Below are 18,529 nucleotides of genomic sequence, written 5' to 3'. Positions count from 1 at the left end.
GCGGGATTCGAACCCGCGGTACCGTTTCCAGTACGACAGTTTAGCAAACTGTTCCTTTCGGCCTCTCAGGCACCTCTCCTTCCGATTAGCTTTTAAGCCTTTCGAGGTTGCAAATATAGCAATTCATTAATGTTTGCAAAAAAAAATTACGTTGTTTGTGAATAATCTACGCGAACATGATAGATACTCATTAGCATCGTCTTGAATATCAACTTAATAGTTTCTAAATCTTTTAACGTTAAATCGCAATTATCTAATTGATTTTGCTCTAATTTATAGTTAATGATCCTTTCTACTAGGTCATTTATATTTTGCGCATCCGGATTTTTAAGGCTCCTTGAGGCTGCTTCTACCGAATCGGCCAACATTAAAACACCTGTTTCTTTCGAAAATGGAATTGGTCCTGGATAACGAAAAATATTCTCGTCTATAAATTTCTCCGGCGAATTTTTCAGGAAAGATTGATAAAAATAATCGACACGAGTGTTACCGTGGTGCGTACGGATAAAATCGATTACCGACTCGGGCAACTTATTCTTTCGTGTAATTTCAATTCCTTTGTGTACATGCCTAATAATAATCTGGGCACTCTGTTCATAAGGCAATTTATCATGTGGACTAACACCTGTTTGGTTTTCGATAAAATACTGGGGGTTTTCCATTTTACCAATATCGTGATACAAGGCTCCTGCCCTAACTAAAAGTGCATTTCCTCCTATCTTAAAAATTGCAGCTTCCGCTAAATTAGCCACCTGTAGCGAGTGCTGAAATGTTCCTGGTGCCTTAAAAGCAAGTTCTCGGAGCAGTTTATTGTTGGTATTGGTCAACTCAATTAAAGCTACATCAGAAGTAATACCAAATAACCTTTCGAAAGCATAAATTAACGGGTAGGCCAATAAAGAAAGTAATACGCTAAATACAAAAGGCAAGAAATTCACCCATTCTATATGTCCCAGAGAACCTTCCCGCAATAGCGCAATTCCCATGAAAGATACAAAATAAGCACTAAGAATAAACGCTGCTGATATTAAAAGTTGTTCACGTTTTACCAGGTTTTTGATACTATAAATAGCTACCATACCAGCCGTAGTTTGATAAAAAACAAACTCGAAACTATTAGGCACAAAAAAACCAGCAATTAAAATTACCAATAAATGCAAATTAAGCGCCAAGCGTGTATCAAACAATATCCTGATGATAATGGGAACAATACAGAACGGAATTAGGTAGAGGCTAGATAAATTAAACTTAATTGCCCAAGTAAGCACCAGCAACATCATGGTAATTACCAAAAGCAATAGTGCCAACTGCCTATTGTCAGCATAAATATCTTTTCTAAAAAGGAAAAGAAACACCATCAGCAAACCTGTAATAAAACCTACTAATAGCACCTGCCCTAAAAACACCAGCTTATCATCTCCTACACTTTTAGTCTGTGCGTCGTATGTTTCTCTAAACGATACCAACTTCTGATATACCTCTTCATCAATCACCGTTTCATTAGCCACAATTAGCTCGCCCTTTTGCACCATGCCTTTGGTGGTAGATATACTATTAATTGCATTTGCCTGCACCGTTGTGGTAAGTGCATCGTCAAAAAGCACATTGGGTTTTACGTGGCTCTCGGCCAACTCAATTATTGTTTTTTTAATAGCCTCATTACTAATATTAAGATGATCTTTTAAATAAACTAGTGCAGTTTCTACCGTAAATAAATCCTGAGAGTTGCTTTTTGTAGAAACGTTATTTTTTACCAGCGAAAAATCGTAATATTTTCCTTTTGTTTGATGTTTGGGGTTTACATCAATAATACCTTTGTTGTAGATGGTATTTAGTAATTGATAAGAACGCTGCTTATTCGTTTCTTTTTCATTTTCATTTAAGGTGTTCGATTTCCATTTAACATCAAATTCATTCAAATAAGCTTCCCCTTGCTCTTTAAAAACATCTTCTACATATTGATAAATAGGCAAGGTATTCTCCACAGCAGTCTTTTTATCCGCTTCTATTTGTTGGGGCGTTTTTAAAACAGCAAAACTAAAGGGCGAAACCAAATCTTTATTTAGCCATGTTTTACCTTTTTCAAATTCGTAACGAAAGCGGGGCTGTTTGGGCAAGTAGAATGTGATTACTAACACACAAACCACCATCATCACATATTTAAGGTTAGATGAATACTTGCGATAAAGTATTTTATGCGAATTCTTTTTAATCTTGGCCAAAATATAATTCTTTTAATAAATCAAAAATACTATTTATTTCTTCATAAGCACATAAAGTAGCCAATAGATTAAAGAGAGTGGAAAAAATCATTTGGAACTAAAAAATATTTTTATTAAAATTGATATCAAAATAATATCATTATGCAATCTGAAAAAATTATCAAACCACCTTCTGGCTACTTAACGTTAGTCGTGTCAATTATCCTCTTAATTGTTGGGGGATGCCTTTTAGCTCACCGTCAATTTGGTTGGGGAGCTCTTGTATTAACTATAGATTTCATTCTCGTTCTACCGGGCTTGATTATCGTTAACCCTAACGAATCGAAAGTATTGACCTTGTTTGGAAAATACGTAGGCACTGTAAAATCTGATGGTTTCTTCTGGGTAAACCCGCTAACTACCAAGAAAAAACTGTCGTTGCGAGCTAGAAACCTAAACGGACAACAATTAAAAGTGAACGATAAAATGGGCAACCCCATAGAAATTGGCGCTGTAGTGGTATGGCAAGTGCAGGAAACAGCAAAAGCCAGTTTCTCTGTAGAAGACTATGTGCAATATGTGAGTATACAAAGTGAAGCGGCGGTAAGACATTTAGCAAATAGCTTTGCCTACGATAATCTGGAAGACGAAGATGCACAAATCACCCTTAAAGATGGTGCGGATAAAGTAAACTCACTTTTAGAACAAGAACTAAACGAGCGTCTTTCGAGAGCCGGTATTGAAGTAATAGAAGCAAGAATTTCGCATTTAGCCTATGCACAGGAAATAGCGAGCGCTATGTTGCAACGCCAGCAAGCTTCTGCAGTAATTGCAGCTCGTAAACTGATTGTTGAAGGCGCTGTTGGGATGGTTGAAATGGCTTTAGAGAGATTATCTGAAAAGGAAATAGTTAAGTTAGATGAAGAACGCAAAGCGGCTATGGTAAGCAACTTACTAGTGGTATTATGTGGCGATAGAAATGCTCAACCAGTTGTAAATACAGGCACACTATACAATTAATGGAATACAAAGAAATACAAAAATTAAATTTATGGTGGCTTTATATCCTATTTGGTATACAAGCCATCATTATATTGAGTATTACTTTTTTAGGTGATACTGGTGTAAGCTTAGAAGAACTTAAAGAGATTTATTACCTTCCAATTGTAGGAGTTGTTCTTATTTTCGCCTTAGCCTATTTTATAAATCAGAACTATCTTTCACTTTTTGTAAACAAAGATGGCATTACCTATAAATATTGGCCTTTCACAAGAACCAAAAGTATTCGTTGGGACGAAATTGATAGTGCTTACCTTAGAAAATACGATGCTTTAGGAGAATATGGTGGCTGGGGGTTCCGTTATCGTTTATGGTTTAAATGGAGTGATAAAGCTTTTATATTCGATGGTGATTCGATTGGTCTTCAGATTGTACTGAAAAACAATAAAAAGCTGCTGTTCAGCACGACTAAACCTGAAAACTTTCGCCAATTTTTGACGGTATTAAAGAAGGGTCATCACCTATTAATGATTAAAACTGATGTCTGATAAAGATAAAAAAGCATTTGCGCTTCGAATTAGCTCTGAATTACTGAAGGAAATTGAAAATTGGGCTGCAGACGAGTTTAGGAGCATAAACGGGCAGATAGAATACCTTCTTAATGAAGCTGTTAAAGCTAAGAGGAAGAAATCTACCAAAAAAAGTAATGACTAAGATTAGTTTTTATTCTGCAATAAAGAAGTGACTATCTACGGGTTTTATCATATTATAGCTAAATTGCCGCCAACCAAATATATTTTATACATTACAAATGAAAGAAGTAGTTATTGTATCAGCAGTTAGAACTCCAATTGGAAGTTTCGGCGGCACACTATCAGTATTTTCGGCCACGCAATTGGGTGGTTTTGCAATTAAAGGTGCTTTGGAAAAAGCTGGCATTAAACCAGAACAAGTGCAAGAAGTGTACATGGGCAATGTATTGTCGGCCAATTTAGGGCAGGCGCCTGCTACGCAAGCGGCAAAATTTGCAGGTTTACCAGATTTACCTTCCACCACTATCAACAAAGTTTGCGCATCGGGTACCAAAGCCATTATGTTGGCCGCTCAAAGTATTGCCTTAGGCGAAAACGATATTGTTGTTGCCGGCGGAATGGAAAGCATGAGCAATGTTCCGTACTATTTAGATAAAGCTAGAAATGGCTATCGCTTGGGCCATGGTCAAATTACCGACGGTTTGGTAAAAGATGGCCTATGGGATGTTTATAATGATTACCACATGGGCTCGGCTGCCGAACTTTGTGCAGAAACCTGTAACATCAGCCGCGAAGACCAAGATAACTTCGCTATCGAATCGTACAAAAGAGCACAAACAGCACAAGTTAATGGCAAATTTAAAGACGAAATTATTGCCGTAGAAATAAAGAACAGAAAAGGAGAAATTACTTTATTAACCGAAGATGAAGAGCCTACTGCTGTAAAGTTTGATAAAATACCTTCATTAAAACCTGTTTTTAAGAAAGACGGAACCGTTACCGCTGCCAACGCATCTACTTTAAATGACGGTGCAGCAGCTTTAGTTTTAATGAGTGCCCAAAAGGCAAAAGAATTAGGCTTAACTCCTATTGCAAAGATTTTGGCTTATGCCGATGCACAACAAGCCCCAGAATGGTTTACCACCGCACCTTCAAAAGCTATTCCATTAGCATTGCAACGGGCCAACATTACCAAAGAACAAGTAGATTATTTTGAAATTAACGAAGCTTTTGCGGTGGTTTCTTTAGCAAACAACCAAGAACTTGGTTTAGAGAACAACAAAGTAAACGTAAATGGGGGCGCAGTAGCTATCGGACATCCACTTGGTGCTTCGGGCGCTAGAATTGTGGTTACCCTACTTTCTGTATTGCAACAAAACAAAGGTAAAATAGGCGTAGCCGGAATTTGCAACGGTGGCGGCGGCGCTAGCGCAATAGTTATAGAAAATCTTCGTTAACAAAATCGATGCTTAAAAGTTTTTTAAATACTTGTTTCTTATTTTTTTTATTGGGCACTATTGCCGATACAAAGGCACAAACTATATTAACGCCCAACAACCTTAACTACCTTACCAAAGCACAAGATACTTTAGCCGAGTACAGCAATTTTGATAGGGAAACAAAGGATGACGCGGAACTCTTGGAAAGCAATGCCTCCTTTATAAAAAAGTTAGTTAGCGTATTAAAAACACCGCATTCGTTTCAATTCGACTTTGATTCTCTGGTCAATGTTTCTGTGTTAAAAGCGCCAGACCAAACATTTAGAATTTTTACTTGGTTCTTGCCTTTTAAAAATGGCACCTATAAATATTATGGCACTATTCAGATGGCTACTAAAGATGGTTCCCTAAAACTGCTTCCATTAAATGATGCCTCAGAAGATTTAGACGACAACCTCATTACCAATCAGAAAAGATGGTATGGCGCAAGGTATTATGAAATCGTTTTCCTAACCTATCCTGGGCAAAAGCCCTATTACATTTTATTAGGTTGGAAAGGAAACAACGAAAAAACCACCAAAAAAGTAATAGAGACTCTCTCTTTTGAGAAAAATGAAGCTGTTTTTGGCAGAAATGTTTTTCAAATGCCTAAAAACAACCCCGTAAGAAACAGGATAGTGTTCGAGTACAACAAGCAAAACACAATGACATTGACCTTTAACAAACAGGCAAATATGATTGTATTTGACCATTTGGCACCTTACGAGGCAAATATGGTGGGTAATTTTGAGTTTTATGCTTCCGATTTAAGTTTTGATGGCTACACCTTAAACTACCAAAAGCTGTACCTCAAAGAAAACATACAGCTAAAGAACGAAACTTCTGCTATGGACGAGTTTTATAGCACCCCACGAAAAGCTACTACGCTGTTTCAGAAGGGCAAGCACTAATTTATTGTTAAAATATAAATGCTTTAGCCTATATTGCAGCAATTTTTATAAAAAACTAAGACTAACTTATCAAATAATCTATGCAAGCAAATACTGCAGAAAATCAAAACGATTTTTTCAATGACAGAGTAATAGGCCATCCAGCAGGACTTTTTGTACTCTTTTTCACTGAGATGTGGGAGCGTTTTTCATATTACGGTATGAGAGCTTTACTAGTACTCTTTTTAACTTCTTCCATCATTGGCGCTAATCCTGGATGGGGGTGGCCAAGGGAAACAGCATTAGCAATTTATGGCTCTTATACCTCATTAGCTTATCTTACACCGATACTTGGCGGTTATATTGCCGACAAAATCATTGGCTATAGGTCGGCAGTAATTGTAGGTGCTTTGCTTATGACATTAGGCCACCTCTCTATGGCCTTAGAATTTAGTCATATTTTTATGTACATAGGATTAGGCTTATTAGTTCTTGGAAATGGTTTCTTCAAACCTAACATGACCTCTATCCTTTCACACATGTATAAAAAACACCCTGAAAAAAAAGACGGTGCGTATACCATTTTTTATATGGGAGTAAACTCTGGTGCCTTTTTAGGCATGCTATTATGTGGTTACATTGGCGAAAGCCCTAATTGGGGATGGAGCTATGGATTTGGTCTAGCAGGTATTTTTATGTTGGTTGGAATGCTTCAGTTTTATTTCACTAGAAATATTTTTGGAGATATAGGAACAAAACCTGAAAAAGGAGAAGTAATTGACGAAAATGAGACACCCGAAGAGGCAACAAGAAATCCATTTTCTAAATTCGACCTATCGATTATTGCTATCATTTCTATAGTAGGTTTATTATGGATTATTAATGATCCGCTTTCTAAAATCACCAATATTAACTTTTTTGATTTCAATGTTGGAATTCTATCAGGTAGCAATTTTGCTATTTTAAGTGCCTTGGTTCTTTTTATTTTCATTCTTGTTAAAAGAATTAGCCAATATACTTCGGTGCTAAGAGATAAAATGATTGCTGTAATAATTTTAGCATTTATTACCATCTTCTTTTGGGCATCTTTTGAACAAGCTGGTGGATCAATGACGATTTTCGCTAAGGACTACACAGCTAGGATTTTAGAAGGAAATGAAAAACTCTTGTTCAATATAGCGAATACATTAATTACTGTCATTCCGTTGGTAATCATCTCATTTGTACTATTTAAACTTTTCGCAAAGACCTTTAGCAGATTTGCTTTAGGTAATATTATTTTAGCGATTGGATTTTTAATCATCTGGGGATTAGTTATATACATGTTAAGAGAGCAATATACTGATGTAAAGGCAGAAGTACCTGCAACTTGGTTCGGTGTATTAAATTCTTTATTCATTATATCGTTAGCTCCCATTGTTTCTAAGCTATGGGAAAGTAAATACTCTCCTTTTGCTACAATTAAAAATGGAATAGGAATGATTTTATTAGGAATTGGTTTTGCAGCACTAGCTTATGGTTCTAGCTCAATTCCTCAAGGTGCACAAGTTGCCTCTGTGAGTATGGTTTGGTTAATCCTAGCATATTTATTTCATACTCTTGGAGAGTTATTCATTTCTCCTGTAGGCTTATCTTATGTAAGCAAGCTCGTACCCGGAAGAATGATAGCCATCATGTTTGGGATATGGTATCTTGCAATTGCAATAGGAAATAAAATAGCTGGAAAAATGGGTGGGATGATTGATGAAATCACAGCACAGTATTCAATGAAAACATTCTTTTTAATTTTCACTCTAATTCCTTTTGGGTTAGGTATATTTATTATGTTACTTACACCATTACTAAAAAAACTAATGCACGGGGTGAAATAGCATCTGTAAAATATAAAAAGACAAAGCCCCGATAGCAATTGCTATCGGGGCTTTGTTTTAGACGTATATTTGAAAATTTTAAACCTTTTTAACGTTTACTGCCTGTGGTCCTTTTTTACCTTCAGCTATTTCAAATTCAACTTCATCGTTTTCTTTAATTCCATTAATGCCGCCTTCTACATCTTTAAAATGCACAAAAATTTCTTTGCTAGCGTCATGAGAGATAAACCCATAACCTTTTTCGGTATTAAACCATTTTACTTTTCCGGTACTCATTAGTTTAGTTCTATAATTTTAAATTGATAATTAAAGTAAATTTAATGATTTATAATTAACTACCAATCGTTTATCAATTATTTATTAGGCTGTGGCGTTGTGCGTAAATAAGGCTTAATTTCTTTAAATCCTTTTGGAAATTTAGCAGGAATATCCGCTGTTTTAATACTGTTGGCTACAATTACATCTTCGCCATCCTTCCAATCGGCCGGTGTAGCTACGCTATAATTGGCAGTAAGTTGCAACGAATCTATCACTCTTAACACTTCATCGAAGTTTCTTCCGGTAGAAGCCGGATAGGTAATCATTAGCTTTACTTTCTTATCGGGGCCAATTACAAACAAAGAACGCACCGTTAACGTTTCTGAAGCATTTGGATGAATCATATCGTACAAATTTGCTACAGTTTTATCCTCATCTGCAATAATTGGAAAATCTACCTCGGTGTTTTGAGTTTCATTAATGTCGTTAATCCAGCCTAAATGAGATTCTACCCCATCCACACTCAATGCTAAAACTTTTACATTTCTTTGATTAAATTCTTTCTTTAAAGACGCTGTTCTGCCCAGTTCTGTAGTACAAACTGGTGTATAATCTGCAGGATGCGAAAACAAAACACCCCAACTATCTCCTAAGTAATCATGAAAGTCTATGTCACCGATAGACGTTGTAGCTTTAAAATTCGGAGCAATGTCCCCTATTCGTAAACTCATAGTATTGTTTTTAAAATGAAAAATTGATTAATTATTTAGTCAAGTTACAAAATTGGTGTGATTTTGACAACGGCACCGTGGTTTCTTCTTTACCCAAATAAACTATTTTGTTGATTTATAAAGTTGATGCGAGGTAATTTACTACCTAATTTTTTATTAAACTTTTCTAGGGTATAATCTGCAATAATGGGTGTATCGCTTTCGTCGTGCTGGTGCAAAAAGAAATAAATCTCCTCTAAACCTTTATCTAACCACCGCTCCAATCGCTCCACCCAATCATCTATCCTTTTTTTGTCAGAACTATCCAAAAATTCACCGCCGTTGCCTACAAAACGAATAAAGGCTTTAGGGGTAGGCAATTCCATATGTAAACAATCTCTTCTGCCACTAGCATCGGTAATGGCCGCACCTATTTTTAAATCTGCCAACAGCGAAAACAGGGCTTTCCTATCATCGGCATTAGCAAACCAATCATTATTTCTAACTTCTAAAAACAAATTAAAATCGCGTGGTAAAGCTGTTAAGTATTGCTGTAAAACAGGTAAATTTTTCGGACCAAAATTATCGTCTAATTGCAAAAAGCATGGCCCGAGTTTATCGCCAAATGCACTAATCGACCTCAAATACAGCTCAGTTTCGGCTTGTGCATTTTTTAAGCGCTTAAGGTGTGTAATGGCTCTAGAAAATTTAGGGCAAAACAAGAAATCTTCTCGTTTATCGGCCATTTCTTTCCATTTAATAATTTGTTCTTCTTTGGGTATGCCATAAAAAACTGCATTTAACTCTATAGCGTTGAAATGGTTAACGTACTGACCTAAAAAATCTTTTTCTTTAGTTTTTGGGGGATAAATTAAGTTTACCCATTCTTTTCTGCCCCATTTTGCACAACCCACAAAAAATTTAGGGCTATTGCTAGCTTTACCGCTTAGTGTGCGTTTAGTTTGCGCACCATCTGGCGGCAGTGTAAAGTCAACTTTAGCTATTTCGTTAGTTGCAACCTTCCCAAACTCCATAATCAAATAACGTTTATAACAAACAATTAAAGCACAACACCTTCGTTTCAAATACAACTATTTGTTTTACACCGAACTTCTTTTTGTTCTCCATAAAACAGCAATTTATTGTTTAATAAGCCGTGCTACAAACATGCTATCGGCCTTGTTGTTGTAGCCTTTTATTAATTCCATTTTCTCTAATTTTAAAGGAAATTTCTCTAGCAGATAATTTACCACTTCCTCGTTTTCTTGCCTAAATACAGAACAAGTCATATAAATTAAAGGTTTGCCGGGCTTCAAATACTTCACTACATTTTCTGTTATGGCCTTTTGTAACTTCACATAATTGGCCACTTTATATTCTTCAAAGAAATACAACATCTCTGGGGTACGCCCCCAAGTGCCGGCACCAGAACAAGGTGCATCTAGCAATACGCCATCAAACTCGTAATGATGCAATATTTGATCGTTGTTTTGCAACAGATCTATTACTTTTTTTTGGTAATCTTTAATGCCCGCTAATTGAAAGCGCTCCTGTAAATTACCCAAGCTAGTTTCCCTAACATCACTAACCAATAATTTCACTTTCGGCTCTAGGCTATGGATTAACAACGATTTTCCACCAGATGCGGCGCAACAATCCCACCAATAATCGTATGGTTGAGGCTGAAAGTAATTGCCTGTTTTTTGCGATGAAAAATCTTGCACTTGGTACAAGCGTGCATCATCAATAATTTGCTCTAACTTGGTACCATTTGGCATGGCCAATGTAGTAGCTGACAGCTCTTTTACAGCAACTCCAGCTTCTTCTATTTTAGCTTTAATTATTGGTAAGTGCGTTTCCCTCACCCTAATAAACAAATCTGGCTGTACAAATAAAGATAGTAAAAAAGCATCTTCGTCAATTCCATCCGAAAGCTGATGCTTAAAAGGAAAAACATCCTTCAAATCAAAATCTAGATATTGAGTTTTTACAAAAGCTACTTTTTCTTCTACGGGTTTAGTTATGTATTCTGCAGCAGCCGGAAAAACATGTGCTGTGATTAAACTTAGATCGGTATTGCAAAGAAAATCGGCAATTGCCAAACGTTCTATAGCTGGCAAACTGGCCAATGCTTTACCCAACCTAAAATAACTGTAAATATATCTGCTTGCCCATCTTCTATCAGACGAGCCCATTTGCTTGTTCTGCTTAAAATAAACCACCAAATGACGGTGCAATGGTAACTTACCATCGCAACTTGCTAAAACCTGCTCAAATGCTCTGATATGATGGTGTACTTTCATTGGTTTGTTGGTTGTTTGGTTTATTGTTTGTTAGAAGTCTATCAATAACATCTCGTCATTGCGAGCTTTGCGAAGCAATCCTAAAGCTTAACAAATTAGATTACTTCGTCGTTCCTCCTCGCAGTGACGAACTGAAGAAATTCCTTATTCCTTGCTCCTTAATCCACCTGACTAAGCGACATATTTTTATAAACTAACAACATCAAATGCTGGTTATAATAACCATATTCTGCATCGTAGCCAAAATCAAAATCGTTATGCAAGCCTTTGTAGTTTTCTTTCACCAAGAAATCAAGGTAGCTAGTGCCATATTTTGCCATCAGTTTACCAAAATAGAACCCAATATCGAAACCTTTAAAAGCATATTCTGTAGGTTCAAATTCGTATTTAGCCCGATAAATCTTTACAAAATCAATTACTTTTTTGTTTTTATAATCGATATGGTACGATGAGCTTAATACGGTTTGCAGGTTTTGCAATTGCTCTATGTTATATGTTTGTTTTGCCCAATTGGGATGGCCGAAAACTTGAATTGGATAGCCGGCAACATTCTTCAATCGATGTAGTTTGGTTAAGCTTGGAGCTACAAAAGGAGCATCGTCCGAGCACATAATCACCACATATTTCTTCCCCTTTACCATTTTCGTTTCTAAAACATAAGTAGAAGAAAACTCTTGCACTAAAAAGCTGGGATATTTAGCCGCAAATTGTTTCTTAATTGGCAAGGCAAAAGCTTCATCGGCAGATTTTTTGGTATTAATTAACACCACCATAGTTTGATCTGCCTTATATTGTTTAGCAATATAATCCGCAATTTTTAAGCCATGTAGCTCTATGTTATTTACTATCGAAATTAGGTAGGGATTATTAAACTCACTTGGTTTAGAAGCGGCCAAAGGCGATATTAAGGGCAATTTGTTGGCTTCCGAAAAACCTGTCATGTATTTAACGCCGTCTGGAAAAACAGGGCCAATAAGCAAATTGCTACTTTTAACCGCTTCGCGTTTAATTAAGCCTGCCAACTGGTTGTTATCATCTCTAGTATCAAAAACATTTACCTTAAAGTTTAAACCTTCGTTGGCAGCAGAATCAATTCCCATCATTAAGCCTTGGTAAAAATCTAGGGCCATATCGGCCTTGCCAATTTGTGCCTTAGTAACCGTTTTTAAATTAAATTTATTGAGCTGAAAGGGAACAAATACACTGATATTGCCTTGCACAAACTTGGCAACAGGCTTTTGTTCAACAGGTTTAGCCGGGGCTGTAGCCACCGGCTTAGTTATTTTGGGCGAACAACTTGCCAACACGGCAATAATAGCTAATAAGCTTAAAAGCTTATTCCCACTCAATAGTTGCTGGCGGTTTCGAACTAATATCATACACAACTCGGTTAATTCCTTTTACTTTATTAATAATTTCATTGGATATTTTAGCGAGTACCGGATAAGGCAAATGGCACCAATCTGCAGTCATGCCATCTAACGACTCTACCGCTCTTAAAGCAATTACGTTCTCGTAGGTACGTTCATCGCCCATTACACCTACCGAACGTACCGGTAAGAATATCGCTCCGGCCTGCCAAACTTGATCGTACAAACCAGCATCTTTCAAGTTTTGGATGTAAATATGGTCAGCTTCCTGTAATATCGCAACTTTCTCGGCAGTTACCTCTCCAATAATACGTATACCCAAACCAGGCCCAGGAAAAGGATGTCTGCCTAAAATAAACGATTCTAAACCTAAAGTGTTTCCTACCCTACGTACTTCGTCTTTAAACAAAGTTTTCAATGGCTCTACTACTTTCAGTTTCATGAAATCTGGCAAACCACCCACGTTATGGTGCGATTTAATGGTAGCCGATGGTCCCTTTACCGAAATAGATTCGATCACATCTGGATAAATTGTTCCCTGTGCCAACCATTTCACATCTTTAATTTGGTGTGCTTCGTCGTCAAATACTTCGATAAAAACACGACCAATAATTTTACGTTTCTTCTCTGGATCTTCAACACCTGCCAATTCGCTCAAGAAACGATCTTTAGCATCAACACCCTTAATGTTTAAGCCAAAATCTTTGTATTGTTCCAATACACTTTCGTACTCGTTTTTACGTAAAAGGCCGTTATCTACAAAAATACAATGTAAGTTTTTGCCAATTGCTTTGTGCAATAAAACCGCGGCCACACTGCTATCTACCCCACCAGAAAGGGCTAAAACTACTTTATCATCACCTAATTGTGCTTTTAACTCGGCAATGCTTGTTTCGGCAAATGCCGAAGAAGTCCAATCTTGCGCACACTTACAAATGTCTACCAAAAAGTTCTTTAACAAGGTCTTTCCATCGGTACTATGCGTAACCTCTGGGTGAAACTGAATGGCATAAGTATCCTCGCCTTTTACCTGATAACCGGCTACTTTAACCTCAGCGGTACTGGCAATAATCTCAAAATTAGCTGGTACTTGCTTTATAGAATCACCGTGGCTCATCCACACCTGAGAGTTAGTTGAAATACCTTTAAACAACGCATTTTCGCTATTTACAAAGCTCAAATTAGCTCTACCGTATTCTCTCGTTGCCGATGCTTCTACATTTCCTCCACTTTGTTGTGCAATAAACTGCGCTCCGTAACAAACCGCCAACAACGGATAAGCTTTAAACAAATTCAAATCAACAAATGGCGCATCTTCTTGGCGCACAGAAAATGGGCTTCCCGAAAGAATAACTCCTTTTACTGTAGAATCTAAAGCAGGAATGTTGTTAAATGGATGAATTTCGCAGTACACATTTAGCTCGCGAACACGACGTGCAATAAGCTGTGTAAATTGCGAACCAAAATCGAGGATAATGATTTTTTCTAGCATGCGCAAAGGTAAGGAAATTTACGATTTTAGCAGTACGATTTTAGATTTGATTTACTGATTATTTTATGGAGAGCAATTTCAGTGCTTATTGTTCCCGAAAGCCCTGCTATTGCCTTTACTCCCTCAATCGCTGCGCTCACTCGGGCGGTATCGGCTACTATCAGGTCTATTTAACCACCAACATATCATTTTACTTCCCTAAACATTTTAGCAACCTACACTGAACAAAAACTTAGGTGTTTCAGTTTACCAAAAACCGGGCAACTACAAAGGCAACGTAAAAAAGAAAACCGTACCACCTTCTGCATTGGCTTCGTACCAAATTTTACCACCATGGGCAATTACTATTTGCTTACAAATAGATAAACCCAAACCATAAGATTTTTCTCCTTGGGTACCAAAACGTTTTGAAGAGGTGAACAATTGGAAAACATCGTCGCCATATTTGTCTGGAATACCAATGCCATGATCTATTATTTTAAACAACACGTCTTCGGCTCGTTTTTCAACCCGTACTCTAATTTCCTGCCCTATTTCGCTAAACTTAATGGCATTGTTAATTAAATTACTAATTACCCTAGCCACCTTTTGTGCATATATGTGTACTTCCAACCTAGTAACTGTTGTTTCAAACCTGATACGCTGCTGTTTTTCATCAGCTCTATAATTCGATAAAGCTATCGCATTCTTTACAATCTCAATTACATCGGCCTGCTTTTTCCTGTCTTCAAAATTTGCCTGTTGCTTGTTTTCAGCAGCTTCAATAATATCATCAATTAAGGTTAGGGCGTTATTGCAAGCCCTATCAATAAGTGTTAGTTTATCTTTATTTAAACCTTGCACATCTTCTAAAATCATCAACTTTGTTAAACTAGAGATACCTACAACCGGGTTTCTTAAATCGTGGGCAACGGCACGCAAAATGGTGTCTTTTTCTTTATCGCTTAAACCAAGTTGGGTTAAGGCTTCTTCTAACTTATTCTTTTGTAATGAAATTTCATTATTGAGCCCGGTAAGCATCTTAATGTTTTTCTTCGATTTTCGCCAAAAAGTATAAATTAAAACCACAATAGCAATGGCCATTGCCACAATGATAAATGTAATATAAAGATAACGTTGCTGTATCTCTGCCTCTCGTTTTAAGGCATTAATCTCGTTCTCGTTACTTAAATTCCTAAATCGTTCGTCAACACTTATCGATTTTAGTTTATCCATTTCCTTTTGCAACGAATCTGAAAGTGCGGCATATTTTTCCAAGTGAATAAATGCCTCTGAATAGCTTCCAATGGCATCTAAATACTTTGCGTTTAGCGAATAATAGGTTCGCTTATAATCGAGTATATTTAACCTATCTTTATCTTTTCTTAAAATTTCGAGGTATTTATGAGCAGAATCTAACCGGCCTGTTTCTAGATAAACCTTGATGAGCTTTATTTTAGCGGTAACGGCATCTACGCTATCAAGGCCGGGCAAATCGTTAATGGCAATGCTTTGTTTTAACAGGTCTTCGGCCTTGCTATAGGCTTTTTTACGCAGCATTTCGCCACCCATATTGCCATAAATTACCCCTCTGGCCGATAGGTAATATTTCTTCCTTTGTGCTGTGGTATCGTTTTCACCGACATATTTAAGGGCTGCATTGTAATAAATAATTGCACTATCAATCTTATCAGCTCTAGAATAACATAAGGCTATATTGTTTAATAGCTCTTGTTGCCTAAAAACTTCCGAAAAACTTGTGCTACATTGCCTAACCTCATCTAATGTCAATCTAAAATAAGTTCCAGCCTCGCTATACTTACCTTGCTTGTACAAAATCATGGCTATACGGTAATTATAATTGCTGCTTTCGCACTTATCTTTAATTTCGGGCATTAATTTTTTACCAAGAAAATAGTTTCGATAAGCTTCTTCGTAAGCTTTAAGTTTAAATAAGGCATCGCCTTTAAAATAATAAGCCCTTGCCAAATCATCTATATGCCTTTTAGCCTGCGTGCTATGTTCTATAGTGTAGATCATGCTATCGGCGTATAACAACGATTTTTCGAATTGATTTTTATAAAGTTGATAGAAATACAAGCTGTGGTAAGCTTGGTACCTAGCCTTAACAGGCAACTGCTTATCGGTATTTAAAATGTATTGTAGTTTGCTTACTGCCTGTTCTTTATTAAGATCGTCGTTATAAACCCAAGAAGTTTTATTGATGATAGAATCGACTAACACCGAATTTTCTTTGTGCTTATTTTCGTTGCACGACAACAAAACAACACAAAAAACAGACAGCCAAACACTTGAACTATTTAACGCTTTCTTAAACGGCATTTTACACCGTCTAAAATAATAATTTTAATTACTATTTAAAAGCGTAGTTTTTACTCCAAATCTGTTTAAAAAATCTACCCCTTCATCGCTCGCTAAACCTTTATAAGCGGCATAAGAATCGCGGTAAAACACTTCTCTAATTCCAGACGAAAGAATAAGTCGGGCACAGGCTATGCAAGGCGATAATGTGGTGTATAAAGTAGCACCGTCTATTTTTGAATCATTTTTAACGGCATACAAAATGGCATTTTCTTCGGCATGCAGCGCTAAAGAACAGCTTCCCTTGCTATCTCTGTCACAACCTGTTTCTGGCCACTCTTCATCGCAATTGTGCGTTCCTGGCGGAGGGCCGTTATAGCCTATAGAGATAATTCGGGTATCTTTAGTAAGCACCGCCCCAACATGCGCCCTTACACAATGCGAACGACTGGCCAGATCTGAAGCCAAGTTCATGTAAATTTCGTTAAAGGTCTTTTTTGCCATCCTTATTAAATAAAAGGCTCTCCGAGTAAAAACCGAAGAGCCTTCAAAATTAATGTTTTTAATGCTTATAGGTAAATTTCTTATCGAATGATAAAAATACTATTTAGCAGTTCCTAGTTTATGTCCTTTTATGGCAAAATAAATAATGTAGATATATGCCGGTAACATGGTGTATAAAAATGCGTGCTGAAAATCAATATGCAACCTATCTTTTAAGAACCCGTAAATTGGCAAAACCAAAGCACCGCCTGCAATACCCATAATCATAATAGCAGATCCAGTTTTGGTGAATTTACCCAAGCCCTTAATGCCCAAAGGGAAAATAGCTGGCCACATCAGCGAGTTCGCCAACCCTAACAATGCAACAGCATAAAATGATACATTACCTGCGGTAAAAGCAGAAATGCAACTTAATGTTACACCCAAAATAGCACAAATACGTAAGGCCATTTGTTGGCTTATAATTCGTGGAATAGCAACAACGCCAAAAACATAACCTACAAGCATACATATTAAAGTAAACGATGTAGAAATACGAACAATACTTGGATTAATGTTTAATTCGCGACCATAGGTGGTAATACCATCGCCGGCCATAACCTCTACTGCCACACAACAAAAAATTGCAAATGCCCCTAAAAACAAATGTGGATATTGGAAAATACTATTTTTTGTAACAGATTTACTGTTATCGGCTACGGTATCTTCCTCTTCGTTCACCTCTGGTAAATTAACAAACTTAATTAGTACAGCAAACAACACAAAAATTACTGCCAAAGCAATATAAGGGGTATGTACACGCTGCAATAGCTCATCTAAAATAGCATTTTTTGCGTTGATATCTGTAGTGGCAGCAATTTTAGCTGTTACCTCTTCCGAGTTTTTCAAGAAAAGTACTCCAAAAATAATTGGTACCAATACCCCAGCACCTTTATTACACAAACCTGCAATAGAAATGCGGGCAGCAGCACTATCAATAGGGCCAATAATACTTAAATAAGGATTAACTGCCGTTTGTAATAATGCCATTGCCGAGCCTTGAATAAAAATGCCTGTAAGGAACAAGCCGTAACTTCTATTGTCGGCAGCAGGTATAAAGATCAAAGAGCCTACACCTAAAATCACCATTCCTAATACTAAGCCATTTTTAAAGCCTATTTTCCTTAATATCCAAGAACTGGGTAAGGCGAGGAAAAAATAAGCGATATAAGAAGCGAAGGTTACAAAAAATGCCTGTAAGTCGGTTTCTAGATCTAACGCTAATTTTAAGAATGGAATTAATGTACCATTGGCCCAAGTTACAAAGCCAAAAATAAAAAACAGGGCACAGCAAATTACCATGGGCAGTAATGCCGTTCTGTTTTGGGGTGTAGTTGATGTCATTTTTATAGTTTGGTTTAAATGAAGCACCTAACTTAAACAAAAGCGTGTATATTTTAATATTTTTTAAAAATTAATATTTCCACAAACGTTTAAACAGGCATAAAAATGCCCCTAAAACTATTTAATTTTTAGGGGCATTACGTTTAGTTTTTTAAAATTAACCCGTTTGCATTATTGATTTAATTAGTTATCCTCCCCCTTAATTCCCTTCCGAAAATCGGAATAAACTCTCCAAA

At 36.8% G+C, this 18,529-nt stretch carries 16 protein-coding genes; 6 read left to right on the top strand and 10 right to left on the bottom strand.

Going from position 1 to position 18,529, the window contains the following annotated elements:
• Positions 1-146: 146 nt before the first annotated feature.
• Positions 147-2,222, bottom strand: a complete 2,076-nt coding sequence (locus B3I52_RS13045) for an HD family phosphohydrolase (RefSeq protein WP_414691880.1) — start codon at positions 2,220-2,222, stop codon at positions 147-149.
• A 141-nt stretch (positions 2,223-2,363) separates the two neighbouring features.
• On the opposite strand from B3I52_RS13045, the gene B3I52_RS13040 reads away from it, so the two are divergent.
• The 6 genes from B3I52_RS13040 to B3I52_RS13015 all read left to right on the top strand — a co-directional run bounded on the left by B3I52_RS13040 (position 2,364) and on the right by B3I52_RS13015 (position 7,972).
• A complete protein-coding gene (locus B3I52_RS13040; RefSeq protein WP_293301920.1) occupies positions 2,364-3,221 on the top strand; it encodes an SPFH domain-containing protein in 858 nt (285 codons plus the stop codon).
• A complete protein-coding gene (locus B3I52_RS13035) occupies positions 3,221-3,748 on the top strand; it encodes a hypothetical protein (RefSeq protein WP_293301919.1) in 528 nt (175 codons plus the stop codon). Before B3I52_RS13040 ends, B3I52_RS13035 begins: the two co-directional genes overlap by 1 nt.
• Positions 3,741-3,914, top strand: coding sequence for an Arc family DNA binding domain-containing protein (locus B3I52_RS13030; protein ID WP_293301917.1), 174 nt, complete (start codon positions 3,741-3,743; stop codon positions 3,912-3,914). Before B3I52_RS13035 ends, B3I52_RS13030 begins: the two co-directional genes overlap by 8 nt.
• 97 nt (positions 3,915-4,011) lie before the next feature.
• The gene (locus B3I52_RS13025; RefSeq protein ID WP_293301915.1) at positions 4,012-5,190 is read left to right on the top strand and encodes an acetyl-CoA C-acyltransferase; all 1,179 of its coding nucleotides are present in this window, start codon (positions 4,012-4,014) and stop codon (positions 5,188-5,190) included.
• A gap of 8 nt (positions 5,191-5,198) precedes the next feature.
• The gene (locus tag B3I52_RS13020; RefSeq protein ID WP_293301914.1) at positions 5,199-6,122 is read left to right on the top strand and encodes a hypothetical protein; all 924 of its coding nucleotides are present in this window, start codon (positions 5,199-5,201) and stop codon (positions 6,120-6,122) included.
• An 80-nt stretch (positions 6,123-6,202) separates the two neighbouring features.
• Positions 6,203-7,972, top strand: a complete 1,770-nt coding sequence (locus tag B3I52_RS13015) for a peptide MFS transporter (protein WP_293301912.1) — start codon at positions 6,203-6,205, stop codon at positions 7,970-7,972.
• Between the two features lie 78 nt (positions 7,973-8,050).
• On the opposite strand, the gene B3I52_RS13010 is transcribed toward B3I52_RS13015, so the two are convergent.
• From B3I52_RS13010 to B3I52_RS12970, 9 genes are all read right to left on the bottom strand, one after another.
• Positions 8,051-8,248 (bottom strand): cold-shock protein, encoded by a 198-nt coding sequence (locus tag B3I52_RS13010; RefSeq protein ID WP_293301910.1) that lies wholly within the window; start codon positions 8,246-8,248, stop codon positions 8,051-8,053.
• A 77-nt stretch (positions 8,249-8,325) separates the two neighbouring features.
• The gene (locus tag B3I52_RS13005; protein ID WP_293301908.1) at positions 8,326-8,961 is read right to left on the bottom strand and encodes a peroxiredoxin; all 636 of its coding nucleotides are present in this window, start codon (positions 8,959-8,961) and stop codon (positions 8,326-8,328) included.
• A gap of 89 nt (positions 8,962-9,050) precedes the next feature.
• The gene (locus tag B3I52_RS13000; RefSeq protein ID WP_293301906.1) at positions 9,051-9,974 is read right to left on the bottom strand and encodes a DUF72 domain-containing protein; all 924 of its coding nucleotides are present in this window, start codon (positions 9,972-9,974) and stop codon (positions 9,051-9,053) included.
• 105 nt (positions 9,975-10,079) lie between these two features.
• A complete protein-coding gene (locus B3I52_RS12995) occupies positions 10,080-11,243 on the bottom strand; it encodes an RsmB/NOP family class I SAM-dependent RNA methyltransferase (protein ID WP_293301904.1) in 1,164 nt (387 codons plus the stop codon).
• 158 nt (positions 11,244-11,401) lie between these two features.
• Positions 11,402-12,592 (bottom strand): ABC transporter substrate-binding protein, encoded by a 1,191-nt coding sequence (locus B3I52_RS12990; RefSeq protein WP_293301903.1) that lies wholly within the window; start codon positions 12,590-12,592, stop codon positions 11,402-11,404.
• The gene (guaA, locus tag B3I52_RS12985; protein ID WP_293301901.1) at positions 12,579-14,105 is read right to left on the bottom strand and encodes a glutamine-hydrolyzing GMP synthase; all 1,527 of its coding nucleotides are present in this window, start codon (positions 14,103-14,105) and stop codon (positions 12,579-12,581) included. The genes B3I52_RS12990 and guaA overlap by 14 nt, the downstream gene beginning before the upstream one ends.
• 264 nt (positions 14,106-14,369) lie before the next feature.
• Entirely contained in the window at positions 14,370-16,427 is a 2,058-nt protein-coding gene (locus B3I52_RS12980) for a tetratricopeptide repeat-containing sensor histidine kinase (protein WP_293301899.1), read from the bottom strand.
• Between the two features lie 24 nt (positions 16,428-16,451).
• Positions 16,452-16,910 (bottom strand): deoxycytidylate deaminase, encoded by a 459-nt coding sequence (locus B3I52_RS12975; protein WP_293301897.1) that lies wholly within the window; start codon positions 16,908-16,910, stop codon positions 16,452-16,454.
• A 99-nt stretch (positions 16,911-17,009) separates the two neighbouring features.
• The gene (locus tag B3I52_RS12970) at positions 17,010-18,293 is read right to left on the bottom strand and encodes a sugar MFS transporter (protein ID WP_293301896.1); all 1,284 of its coding nucleotides are present in this window, start codon (positions 18,291-18,293) and stop codon (positions 17,010-17,012) included.
• Positions 18,294-18,529: the final 236 nt, after the last annotated feature.

The sequence above is a fragment of the Pedobacter sp. UBA4863 genome, from assembly GCF_002399615.1.
GTDB lineage: Bacteria > Bacteroidota > Bacteroidia > Sphingobacteriales > Sphingobacteriaceae > Pedobacter.
This window is presented reverse-complemented; position numbering and strand designations above follow the sequence as displayed.